This is a genomic window from Streptococcus danieliae, from assembly GCF_013415245.1.
Classification (GTDB): domain Bacteria; phylum Bacillota; class Bacilli; order Lactobacillales; family Streptococcaceae; genus Streptococcus; species Streptococcus danieliae_A.
In genome coordinates this window covers 1-12,118 of sequence record NZ_JACBXX010000073.1, presented here as the reverse complement: position 1 = coordinate 12,118, position 12,118 = coordinate 1, and the positions used below count along the sequence as shown (strand labels likewise).

Annotated in this window: 10 protein-coding genes; 8 read left to right on the top strand and 2 right to left on the bottom strand. The window is 45.8% G+C overall.

The features are described 5' to 3' along the window. Window positions 1-239: 239 nt before the first annotated feature. On the bottom strand, window positions 240-2,429 hold the full coding sequence (locus HZY94_RS02475; protein ID WP_179924883.1) for an ATP-dependent Clp protease ATP-binding subunit: 2,190 nt from the start codon (window positions 2,427-2,429) through the stop codon (window positions 240-242). 163 nt (window positions 2,430-2,592) lie between these two features. On the opposite strand from HZY94_RS02475, the gene HZY94_RS02470 reads away from it, so the two are divergent. The 6 genes from HZY94_RS02470 to HZY94_RS02445 all read left to right on the top strand — a co-directional run bounded on the left by HZY94_RS02470 (window position 2,593) and on the right by HZY94_RS02445 (window position 6,837). After that, on the top strand, window positions 2,593-3,180 hold the full coding sequence (locus tag HZY94_RS02470; RefSeq protein WP_179924882.1) for a GNAT family N-acetyltransferase: 588 nt from the start codon (window positions 2,593-2,595) through the stop codon (window positions 3,178-3,180). A 58-nt stretch (window positions 3,181-3,238) separates the two neighbouring features. After that, window positions 3,239-3,469, top strand: coding sequence for a DUF1797 family protein (locus HZY94_RS02465; protein WP_135037840.1), 231 nt, complete (start codon window positions 3,239-3,241; stop codon window positions 3,467-3,469). A 130-nt stretch (window positions 3,470-3,599) separates the two neighbouring features. Continuing rightward, on the top strand, window positions 3,600-4,283 hold the full coding sequence (locus HZY94_RS02460) for an amino acid ABC transporter permease (protein ID WP_179924881.1): 684 nt from the start codon (window positions 3,600-3,602) through the stop codon (window positions 4,281-4,283). After that, window positions 4,283-5,017: an amino acid ABC transporter ATP-binding protein gene (locus tag HZY94_RS02455; protein ID WP_179924880.1), complete on the top strand. Its 735-nt coding sequence runs from the start codon at window positions 4,283-4,285 to the stop codon at window positions 5,015-5,017. Before HZY94_RS02460 ends, HZY94_RS02455 begins: the two co-directional genes overlap by 1 nt. A gap of 38 nt (window positions 5,018-5,055) precedes the next feature. After that, on the top strand, window positions 5,056-5,904 hold the full coding sequence (locus HZY94_RS02450; protein ID WP_179924879.1) for a bifunctional methylenetetrahydrofolate dehydrogenase/methenyltetrahydrofolate cyclohydrolase: 849 nt from the start codon (window positions 5,056-5,058) through the stop codon (window positions 5,902-5,904). Window positions 5,905-6,045: 141 nt separating this feature from the next. Beyond that, on the top strand, window positions 6,046-6,837 hold the full coding sequence (locus HZY94_RS02445) for a 2-keto-4-pentenoate hydratase (RefSeq protein WP_179924878.1): 792 nt from the start codon (window positions 6,046-6,048) through the stop codon (window positions 6,835-6,837). 96 nt (window positions 6,838-6,933) lie between these two features. Here the strand turns inward: HZY94_RS02445 and HZY94_RS02440 are convergent, their stop codons facing one another. Further along, window positions 6,934-8,520, bottom strand: a complete 1,587-nt coding sequence (locus HZY94_RS02440) for a beta-carotene 15,15'-monooxygenase (protein WP_218925702.1) — start codon at window positions 8,518-8,520, stop codon at window positions 6,934-6,936. A 36-nt stretch (window positions 8,521-8,556) separates the two neighbouring features. On the opposite strand from HZY94_RS02440, the gene HZY94_RS02435 reads away from it, so the two are divergent. Both HZY94_RS02435 and HZY94_RS02430 read left to right on the top strand, forming a co-directional pair. Beyond that, window positions 8,557-9,669 (top strand): AI-2E family transporter, encoded by a 1,113-nt coding sequence (locus HZY94_RS02435; protein ID WP_179924877.1) that lies wholly within the window; start codon window positions 8,557-8,559, stop codon window positions 9,667-9,669. A 59-nt stretch (window positions 9,670-9,728) separates the two neighbouring features. Beyond that, window positions 9,729-12,002: a DNA translocase FtsK gene (locus HZY94_RS02430; protein ID WP_179924876.1), complete on the top strand. Its 2,274-nt coding sequence runs from the start codon at window positions 9,729-9,731 to the stop codon at window positions 12,000-12,002. The last annotated feature ends 116 nt before the right edge of the window (window positions 12,003-12,118 follow it).

Here is a 12,118-nt window from a genome sequence, read left to right as displayed (position 1 = left end):
GAAGAGCTAAAAAACTACGCTAAGGCTCCATATACAACACCCAAATAAGAAAAAAGACTAGCCAAATCCCTTGGGGCACAAGGGGTTAGCTGGTCTTTGTCTATTTTTAGGTGATAAAGTCGGGATTATATCATGATTTCTTTCTATTCATCTTTTTTTAAAGAAAAAAATTGGGGAGCGAGGAAGTGGAGGAATCGTTTGAAAAAAAGGTGGGTTTGATTCCCACCTTTAGAACAATCTTAAGATTCTACCTTTTCCACTTTTTGAGCAGATTTGATAAGAATCTGGCTGTTCTGCATAACGGCTTTTAAGTCTTTCTCCTGTGGATGTTCAAGGTAGTAGTCGGTAATGGCATCTTCGATATGGTCTTGGATGGTTCGGCGAAGTGGGCGAGCTCCCATTTTTGGATCATAGCCCAGGTCTACCAGTTTTTCTTTAACTTTATCGGTGACACTGAGTTGGATGCCATTTTTGCTGAGGCGGTCCCGGACATCTTGCAACATCAAGTCGACAATCTGGAGCAGATTTTCTTTGCTGAGGGCTTGGAATTCGATGATACCGTCAAAGCGGTTCATAAATTCGGGGCTAAAGAAGTTGCCCAATTCGTTTATGACAGAGTTGGTGCGTCCTTCACGGCTAGCTCCAAAACCGACCGAAGCTTCTACCTTACCGGTACCAGCATTTGAGGTCATGATGATAATGGTATCCTTGAAGCTCACAGTTCGTCCTTGACCATCGGTCAAACGGCCATCGTCGAGAACCTGGAGGAACATGTGCATAACATCTGGATGGGCTTTTTCGATCTCGTCTAAGAGGATGAGCGAGTAAGGGTTGCGGCGAACTTTTTCGGTGAGTTGGCCGGCTTCATCGTAACCGACATAACCTGGAGGAGCTCCGACTAATTTGGCAACGCTGTGTTTTTCCATGTACTCACTCATATCAAAGCGAATCATGCTGTCTGTGGAACCAAAGAGTTCTAGTGCCAACTGTTTGGACAGTTCGGTTTTACCAACACCGGTTGGTCCGACAAAGAGGAAGCTTCCAATTGGCCGGTTGGGGCTACCCAGTCCAACCCGATTGCGGCGGATGGCTTTGGCGATCTTATCGATGGCAGGATCCTGTCCGATAACATGGGCCTTGAGGTCGTCAGCTAGGTTGACCAGTTGGGATTGCTCTTTTTCTTTGAGATCACCAACAGGGATATTGGTTTTCTGCTCGATGATTGCCTCAATGATTTTGTCTGTAATCACGGGCATGTCTTGATCATGGATTTCGGTTTTTTGCAGTTCCTTGTATTTGGCAATTTGATCCCGGTAGTAGGCTGCTTTTTCAAAGTCTTCATCACGGGTTGCCTGTGTTTTGAGGCGCTCGGCTTCAATCAAGCGTTGATCCAATTCCTGGGGATCGACAAAGGTCAAGGTCAGGTTCATTTTTGAACCAGCTTCGTCGAGGAGGTCGATCGCCTTATCTGGTAGGAAGCGGTCTTGGATATAGCGGTTGGAGAGGATAGCTGCCGCTTCAATGGCTTCATCGGTATACTTGACATGGTGGTAGTCTTCGTATTTTTTCTGAATTCCTTTGAGGATAATTAGTGTTTCCGCTACGGATGGTTCATCGACCTTAACGGGTTGCATCCGGCGTTCCAAGGCGGCATCTTTTTCGATGATGCGGTATTCATTGAGGGTTGTTGCCCCTACTAGTTGTAATTCGCCACGGGCCAAGGCTGGTTTGAGGATATTACCAGCATCCATGTTGCCGTCACCAGCACTGCCGGCTCCGACAATTTCATGGATTTCATCGATAAAGAGGATGACATCCTCCCGCTGGCGAATTTCCTCCATCAATTTTTGCATCCGTTCTTCAAATTGTCCCCGGATCCCAGTTCCTTGAACCAGGCTCACCATATCGAGTCGAATGACCTGTTTGGATTGCAATTTTTGGGGTACATCGCCGTCGACAATTTTCTGAGCCAGTCCCTCAACAACAGCTGTTTTACCAACCCCTGGTTCACCGATGAGGACAGGGTTGTTTTTGGTCCGGCGGTTGAGAATTTCAATAACGCGGATAATTTCTTCATCTCGACCGATAACAGGATCGATGTCGCCTCGTTTGGCAATATCAGTGACATTGATTCCGAATTCATCTAGGATTCCTTTTGGACGTGGTTTAGCTTGACGCGTCCGCTGATCTTGACCGGGTCGCTTGCCAGTTTCCTCCTGCTCAGGCCGTTGGAAATTGCCCAAGTTTTGGAAGAAGTCTCCAAGTGGATCACTAGAATTGGAATTTAAGCCCTTGAGTAAAGAAGCGTTAGGGTCGGATTTCATAATTTGGTAGCAATTTTGACAAAGGTCAACTTGTTGCTGGTGACCATTAATACTTGTGTAGAGATGAATGGTCGCTTCATTGATTTTACAATTGTGACAAAGCATAACGGATCCTTTCTATTTCTAAAGACATTCTTTATTGGTCAATAAAGGTCAAATTTTCTTCTACTATTGATTATAGCACCTTTTTGTGACTTTGCAAGTAAAAAGTATGAAGGGGATTGACCCTAGAGGTGGGATTTTTTACAATAAAAGAAAGGAGATTTTTATGGATGTTCGAATAAGATTTGCCCAAGCGGAGGATGCGGAGAAACTACTAGCGATTTATGCCCACTATGTTGAGCACACGGCTATCTCCTTTGAGCATGTACCTCCGAGTTTGACAGAATTTCAAAAGCGTATGGAACAAATCCAGTCTTTTTATCCCTATCTGGTGGCAGAAGCAGATGACCAACTGTTAGGTTACTGCTATGCAGGTCCTTTTCGCTCAGCTGCCTCTTATGCTTGGTCAGTCGAGTCGACTATTTATTTGAACCCTAACTGGCAGGGGAAAGGACTCGGTCACCTCCTCTATGATCGGTTAGAAGAGGAATTGCAGGCAATGGGGATTTTGTCGATTAAGGCTTGTATTGGGGTGGGTTCCCAAGGAGATCCCTATAGTTCCAAGTCTAGTGAGTTATTTCATGCCAAGCGTGGCTACAAGCAGGTCGCCCATTTTCCCCAAGCTGGTTATAAGTTTCAGCGCTGGTATGACATGATTTGGATGGAGAAAAGTTTGGGGGATTTTAGCAGCCCTGTTACCGCTCCCCAGTCCATTTTGATGGTAAAAAGGGACAGGAATGAGGAAGTCTCCTAGAATTTTGAGGAATTCTATGGTATACTTGATTAGGAATTTAATAAATAGGAGAAACGTAATGGAATCACATTTGGTACGCATTATCAATCGTCTTGAAAAGATGGCGACAGATGGCGGCAATTTGAAACGAAATTTTGAACGAGACGGTGTTGTCGTTGCCGAAGTTTCCTATAGCCAGGACGAAGAGCTCGGTTCAATCTTTACTTTGCGCGATGTTGAAGCACGTGAGACCTTCACTTTTGATAGCATTGATTTGATTGCAATGGAGATTTACGAACTTTTGTATTAAGCCTTCGTGAAAGGAGTGAGACAATTTTTGTTTCACTCCTCTTTTTATCCAGTGCGGAATGAACTTGTTCGCCAGTAGGCTTTTTGGTAGAATAAGGGCATATTTACATTTTTTGTTGGAAGGGATTTTCATGTCATTTTCATTTTTACCACAGTTTTTGCCCTACTTTAATTACGGGGCCCTGGTTACTGTTATTGTATCTATCTTTGTTGTCTTTTTTGGCACCATCTTAGGAATTCTCTTAGCCTTTGCTCAACGTTCTAACTGGACTGTATTGCGCTGGCTGGCTAATGTTTATGTGTGGGTTTTCCGTGGGACACCGATGTTGGTGCAAATTATGATTGCCTTCGCCCTAACCCATTTGACAGCACCGTCGATTCAGATTGGGATTTTGCAGGTCGATTTGACACGGTTGATTCCCGGGATTGTCATTTTATCCATGAACTCCGGTGCCTATGTTTCAGAAACCGTTCGGGCTGGTATCAATGCGGTTCCTAAGGGACAATTGGAAGCAGCTTATTCCTTGGGGATTCGTCCAGCCAATGCCATGCGTTATGTAGTTTTGCCCCAAGCCGTTAAGAATATTTTACCAGCCCTTGGGAATGAATTTGTGACCATTGTCAAAGATAGTTCCTTGTTGGCGACCATTGGTGTTATGGAACTTTGGAATGGCGCACAAACAGTAGCCACAACCACTTACCAGGCCCTAACCCCACTCTTGGTGGCAGCCGCCTATTACCTTGCCCTAACCAGCTTGTTGGGCTTGGGCTTAAAAACATTTGAAAATCGACTCAAACAAGAGGAGAAGAAATAATGACTGAAACCATTTTAAAAATTGAAGCTCTTCACAAGTACTTCGGAAAAAATGAAGTTTTAAAAGGGATTGATTTGGAAATCCACCGTGGTGAAGTGGTGGTTATCATTGGTCCGTCAGGGAGTGGGAAATCAACTCTCCTGCGGTCCATGAACCTGTTAGAAGAGGCGACCAAGGGCCATGTCTACTTTGAAGGTGTGGATATCACGGATCCGAAAAATGACCTCTTTAAAATGCGGGAGAAAATGGGGATGGTCTTCCAACAATTTAATCTCTTTCCCAATATGACGGTCTTGGAAAACATCACCCTTTCACCGATTAAAACCAAGGGAATGGACAAGGCGACAGCGGAAGCCAAGGGAATGGAACTACTAGCTAAGGTCGGTCTACCCGATAAGGCCAACGCTTATCCACAATCCCTCTCCGGTGGTCAACAACAACGGATTGCGATTGCGCGTGGTCTGGCCATGGATCCAGACTTGCTCTTGTTTGATGAACCAACCTCAGCCTTGGACCCAGAAATGGTGGGTGAGGTATTGGCAGTTATGCAGGAATTGGCGGAGTCTGGGATGACCATGGTGATTGTTACCCACGAAATGGGCTTTGCGCGTGAGGTTGCCGATCGGGTTATTTTCATGGATGGTGGCTTTGTTGTTGAAGATGGTAGTCCTGAAGCTATCTTTGATAATAGTCAAGAAGAACGGACGAGAAATTTCCTCAGTAAGGTTTTGTAAAGCCTAAGCTTGAGAGGATATATTAGGGGAGGTCGCACATGCAACTGTTAGATGGAAAAGCCTTGGCTCTTAAAAAAAGAAAGAGTTTAGCTGAAAAAACAGCTCAACTGCTAGCCGAGCAAGGAATTAAGCCTTGTTTGGTAGTTGTTCTGGTCGGAGAGAATCCTGCCAGCCAGGTTTATGTACGCAATAAAGAAAAGGCAGCGGTGGAAGCCGGCTTTGAAAGTCGGATCTTACGTTATCCGGAAACGATGACTGAAACAGATTTGCTGGCCCTACTAGCAGATCTCAACCAGGATCCAGAAGTTCACGGAATCTTGGTGCAATTGCCCCTGCCCCCACAAATTCGGGAAGATCTTGTTTTAGAGGCTATCGATCCTCGCAAAGATGTTGACGGTTTCCATCCTTTTAATGTCGGTCGTTTGTGGACCGGAGATCCCTTACGGGTCCCGTCGACACCAGCTGGGATTATGGCCTTACTGGAAGAGTATGAGATTAACCCTGCGGGTAAAAAGGCGGTGGTCATTGGCCGCAGTAATATTGTCGGCAAACCGATGGCAGAGATGTTGTTAGCAGCAGATGCGACAGTAACCGTGGCCCACTCCAAAACAGAGAATCTAGCTCAAGTAGCTCGTGAGGCAGATATCCTAGTTGTTGCCATTGGTCGTGGTCATTTTGTAGGATCAGACTTTGTCAAAGACGGGGCGGTTGTTATTGATGTCGGGATGAATCGGAGTCCAGAAGGAAAACTGATTGGCGACGTCGATTTTGAGGCCGTAAAGGAGAAGGCCGCCTTTTTAACACCTGTTCCAGGTGGCGTTGGTCCCATGACCATTGCCATGCTGCTAGAGCAGACCTTCCAGGCTGCCTCAGAGACGCAGTTGTAATAGATGAAAAGTCCTTAGGAATGGTTTTCTAAGGACTTTTGTTTTGCAAAATTTTCAGAAAAATAGGAAATTTTCTGAAAATCCATTGATTTTTCAGAAAAAAGCTCCTATAATAAAAGCAGAAACTAGGAGGTATAGCTTATGAAAGAACAGGAGAATGTGGTCGCAGAGGTGTCCCAAAAACTTTTCCAGGCCTTGGATCAACGGGAACCATTAGCCATGGAGGAATTGGATGGACTTGTACAGGATATTGAAACAGCCTACCAAGTTCAAGATGCCTTTGTCGCTCTAAGAGGCGAAGAGGTTCAGGGCTATAAGGTCAGTTTGACGAGTGAAGAAACCCAACGGATGTTTGACTCAACAGAACCGTTTTATGGTCAGGAAACTGTTTCTCAATTTGTAAAAGGACCTGTCACCCTATCTTTGCAGGATTTGTTAGAGCCCTTGATTGAAATCGAGTTGGTATTCCGGGCCAAAGAAGACCTATCCCCCGAGGATTCCTTGGAAGACTTACTGGATAAATTGACCCTTGCACCGGGGATTGAGGTACCGGATGCGCGTTTCAAAGCGTGGTTCCCAAGTCTCAGCAAATACTTGGTCGTGTCCGATAGTGCTGTGGCTGGTCGGATCCTATACGGAGAAGAGCAGGATTTGCAAGGCCGCTTCACAGTAGAGGAACTGGCTCAAATTACAGGTGTTCTTTACAAGGATGGAGAAGTTCTCGGCCAAGGCCTGTCTGCTCAAGTTTTAGGCAATCCCCTAGAGTCCGTCAGCTGGTTGGTGAAAAAGCTAGCTAGTCATGGCAAAACCTTTAAAAAAGGCCAACAAGTCTCCAGCGGTACCTTTATTATCCCACCCCACTTGGAAAAGGGACAGTACCGTGTGGAATATGGCAGTGGCGTTGGTCATCTAGACTTGACCGTTGTGGATTAGTACGAATGGCTAAAAAGGAAATCTCCTGGTTGAGATTTCCTTTTTTAAAATCTAAAAAAAGACAAACCTCACACGGAAGTTTGTCTGCTAGCAGCCTTACTTGGCTGCTTTTTTTCGTTTGTCCAAATAGGAGAGGAGAATTTCAAATCCTTGTGCTGCATAGGGGGTCAAAAGGAGAATGTACATATAGACATACTGGCTTTTGGTTTCCCAAATGAGGTGGAAGAGAAAACCGCCGATTAGGAAGATCGCCCCGGCTAATTGTGTGGAAGGAAAATCGGGTTGGATATTCCGTAGGAGGTGAAAGAGGTAGATGGCAGCTGTTGTATAGAGGGTCCATAGGAGCAGACTCATCAAAAAGTGGAAAATCCGATAAGCGCTGAGTCCCTCATAAAGAGACTGGAGGAGTGGCGTAAAGGTTTCCTGGTTCCGCTCCCAACGATTGGGGCCAGTCCAGATGGACTGGAAGGTAGGCTCGGTCCAAGTGGAATAGACTTTTTGGAAAAAGAAACGCCCAGCATACAGCGGATTTTTAAGGAAGGTAACGATCCGTTTGCGTAAGTCGCGTTTGGCCATATCTGTGGCTTGTTCTTCATTAAAATTGTTGCGTTGGAGAATTTTGGTATTGTAACCGTCATACCAGCCTCCCAGGGTCTTGCGGTTTGGATCATCTCGGAGTCCCATGGTGACATAGGCAATTTTGGGAGTTCCCGGGCCAATCTCTTGACCGATAACCCCTTCATAGTAAGATAGAACGGCCTTGTTCATGCCTACCATACAGAGGACGCAGCTGACTCCAACCAATACTTTTTTCCAACTGAATTTTTTGAGGATCGACAGGGTTAAAATCCCCAAGATTGTTAAGCCAAAAATCATGTAGTTGTTTCGGATGACACAAGCGATACCCAGGAAAACAGCAGACAAGAGTCCATAGCGAATCTGTTCCTTTTTAGCAAAGGCTTGGTAGCAGGTCAGGCTGAGCAGGCAGGCGGTTAAACCAACGGTACTGCCATAGACAAAAAGAATAAAGAAGAAATGGGGAAGGAAGGCAAAGCAGAAGAAGAGCAGGTAATTTCGTGCTAGCTGACTCAGTCCCCAGGTGCGGCCCAACCGCCAGATTAAATAGTTATTGGTCAGGGTCCAGACCAGATTCATGCCAAAGGCCAAATAGGTGGTTGGGAGAATTGCGGCATAGATGCGCTCCAGGCTAAGGAGTCCTAACTGATGGGGATTTCGGTACATGTAGGCACCGATGGTGGTCAAGGATTCAAAATTGCCCTGATTAAAGGCCAGTGCAGCCTTGTAGACATGTTTAGCATCCGCTCGGATTTGTCCCTCCACATTAAAGAGCAAGTAGGCCCCCATGAGGAGATATAAGACGGTTAGAATTTTAAAAAATTGCTTGTCAGACAGTTTTTCAAAGGCAGGTCGCAGACGTACCAAGCCCCAGATAAAGAGTCCTAAGCAGGGAAGGAAAAACCAGGGATTGGTTTGGAAAAGCACTCCCTCAGAAATTTTTATGGGGATAGAGCTTGTGACAAATAAGGTTGAAAAACTAAAGAAGGTACAAAAGAGTCCGGCTAGTAGGAGCACTAGGTAGGTTCCGAACTGACTTAAGTAGTTAAAAAAACGGCGCACGAAGAGCCACCTCTTTCTTGGATTGAAATATTCTTCTAAAATCATACCACAATTATGCTAGAATAAGGAAAGGAGGATGCGATGTTTCAAAAGAGTAAATTATTTTTTTGGACGGTCGAAATACTTCTCTGTAGTCTCGTTCTCTTTTTGTGGCGAGAGATGGGGGAGATTGTTACACCGGCTGTTCGGGTCTTAAATACCATTTTAATTCCCTTTATCTTAGCCGCCTTTTTTTATTACATTACCAATCCGATTGTGGAAGGTATGGAGCGAATTTTTAAAATTAAGCGGGGCATTGGTAGCCTTTTAGCGGTTGCGGGTGTGATTGGGCTTGTGGTCTGGGCAGTGGTTTATTTGCTGCCGATTTTGATCCATCAGTTAACCAGTTTGATTGCTGCCAGTCAGGGGATTTACAAGGAAGCTCAGTCCCTGGTCAATAATTTAGCCCAAGAGCCCCTCTTACGGAATGTGGATCTGCAAAAAACGGTGTCCGACCTCAACCTGTCTTATGTGGATATTTTGCAGAATATCCTCAATAATGTGACGACGAGTCTGGGTAGTCTATTTTCAGCAGTGATCAATACAGCCTTTGTTTTGATTATGACGCCGATTTTCTTGGTTTATTTCCTATTAGATGGTAAAAAATTCCTGCCCATGTTACAGCGGACGGTTCTGAAGCGGGATTCCTTGGGGATTGCTTCTTTACTGGTTACCTTGAATAAAACGATTGCTCGTTATATTAGCGGAATTTCCATTGATGCCCTGATTATTTTCAGTCTGACCTTGGCTGGCTACTCGATTATTGGGATTCGCTATGCCTTGATTTTCGCAATTTTCTCAGGCCTCTGTAATTTGATTCCCTATGTGGGACCAACCATTGGCCTCATTCCCATGGTGATTACCTATGCCTTTTTGGATCCGCAGAAGATGCTGATTGCCTTGGTCTATATGCTGATTTTGCAACAGGTGGATGGAAATATTCTCTACCCTCGGATTGTGGGAGGGGTGATGAAGGTTCATCCGATTACGATCATGGTCTTACTCCTATTATCGAGTAATATCTATGGAATTGTCGGCATGATTGTGGCTATACCTTTATATTCGATTTTAAAGGAAATTGTGAAGTTTCTTTGGGAGCTCTATGAAGGGCATAAGGAAAATCAAATGCGCAAGCAGTTGGATACGGAATTGTAGAAAAATCCTTTCCTTGTCTCCATGTGGGGATAAGAGCCACGAGATGGTATAATAGAAACATGGCAAGTAAAAAGAAAACTACAGGTACTAAAACGAGAAGACCTAGCAAGGCTGAGCAGGCTAGACAGGCCGCAATTCGGCGGATGTTTATCTCCCTTGGTCTAGCGGTTTTAATTGTGATCGCCCTCCTACAAGTGGGGGCTTTTGGTCGTACGCTTTATAATTTAATTCGTTGGGGTGTTGGGAGTCTGACTCCCGTCTTTCTCGTGGCACTTTTTATCTATCTCTTTACCTTTAAATGGCTACGGGATCGTCCCGGTTTTTGGCCTGGGGTGGCCTCGATTTTTGCAGGGTTGCTGCTGATTTGGGAAGCCTATTTGTTTGGCCAGCTTCCAGCTGAGGTGGGATTGGTCAATGCCCAGTTGGGTATTCTGAGCAGTGAACTGCTGGGATTGCAAGTGACGCAATTTGTGGGTGGCGGGCTGTTGGGGCTCCTGCTTTATATTCCGGTCGCTTTTTTATTTTCCAATATTGGTTCTTATTTTATTGGCGCGCTTTTTTTGGCTCTGGGAAGTCTCTTGCTCAGCCAACTTTCCGTCTACGATGTGGGGGATTGGCTCTTGAATACTTATCAGCAGTTGACAGAAGCAGGGGAAAGCCTGTATTTGCGGGAGCGCCAGCGACGGCTTGAGGCCAAAAGAATAAGAGAGGAAGAACAGCAAGAGTTGGCTGTCCTTCCTGAAAAAGAGCTAGTCCCTGAAGCTCCCTTACCCCTAGTTGATTTGGAAACTGGCGAGATCCTGGATTCGGGGCCCCTGCCTGAGGAACCAGCTATTTACTTGGAAGAAGTGGAGATCCTAGAAGAGGAGTTGCCCTTCCCGGAAAGATTAGAAAGCAGTCCCTTGGGTCCCTATGTATTGCCTAGCATCAATCTCTTTCCCAAGGAAAAAGCCAAGAGTCAGGCACGGGAGCAACAACAGGTCCGGGAAAATGTCCGTATTCTGGAATCGACCTTTGCTTCCTTCTCTATCGATGCCAAGGTGGAGCGGGCTGAGATTGGACCTTCGGTCACCAAGTATGAAATCAAGCCGGCAGTGGGGGTTCGGGTGAACCGGATTTCTAATCTCGCGGATGATTTAGCCCTGGCCTTGGCAGCCAAAGATGTGCGGATTGAAGCTCCCATTCCAGGAAAATCCTTGGTCGGAATTGAAGTACCCAATAGTGAGGTGGCGACGGTTGGTTTCCGGGAACTTTGGGAACAAGCCAAACTCGACCCAGCCAAACTCTTGGAATTGCCGCTTGGGAAGGCGGTGAATGGCCAGGTTCGTAGTTTTGATCTAGCCAAGATGCCACATTTATTGGTGGCGGGTTCGACGGGATCTGGAAAATCGGTGGCCGTTAATGGGATTATTGCCAGTATTTTGATGAAGGCGCGTCCAGACCAGGTCAAGTTTCTGATGATTGATCCTAAAATGGTGGAGCTGTCTGTGTACAATGATATTCCCCATCTCTTGATCCCGGTGGTGACCAATCCCCGTAAGGCCAGTCGTGCCCTGCAAAAAGTGGTGGATGAGATGGAAGACCGCTACCAACGTTTTTCGAAAGTGGGAGCGCGGAATATTCAGGGCTATAATGAACGCGTGGCAGCCCACAACCAGAATTCGGAGTTAAAAGAAGTACCTCTACCTCTCATTGTGGTGATTGTGGATGAGTTGGCTGATCTGATGATGGTAGCCAGCAAGGAAGTCGAGGATGCCATTATTCGTTTGGGGCAAAAGGCGCGTGCAGCGGGGATCCATATGATTCTAGCAACCCAGCGACCAAGCGTGGATGTTATCAGTGGCTTAATCAAGGCCAATGTGCCCAGCCGAGTGGCCTTTGCTGTTTCCAGTGGAACGGATAGTCGGACTATCCTGGATGAAAATGGGGCTGAGAAGCTCTTGGGGCGGGGCGATATGCTCTTTAAACCGATTGATGAGAATCATCCAGTGCGGCTCCAAGGATCCTTTATTTCGGACGAGGCTGTTGAACGGTTGGTCAATTACATTAAAGAACAGGCAGAGGTTGATTATGACGAGGCCTTTGATCCAGGAGAGGTTAGTGAGTTGGAGGAGGGTGGAGGTAGTGGCTCTAGTCAAGGAGATCCGCTCTTTAACCAGGCCAAGACCTTGGTCATTGAAACCCAGAAAGCCTCAGCTTCTATGATCCAGCGGCGTTTATCGGTTGGCTTTAATCGGGCAACGCGCTTAATGGAAGAGTTGGAACAGGCAGGGGTCATTGGACCGGCGGAAGGAACTAAACCTCGCAAGGTTTTGATAAGTCATACTAAATAAAAATCGAATTTTGAATTATAATAGATTGTATGAAATTGAAATTAGATAAACAACAAGAAACTGAATTGAGATTAGCTCTTAGAAATAAAGACTACGCTACTTATCATAGACGCATC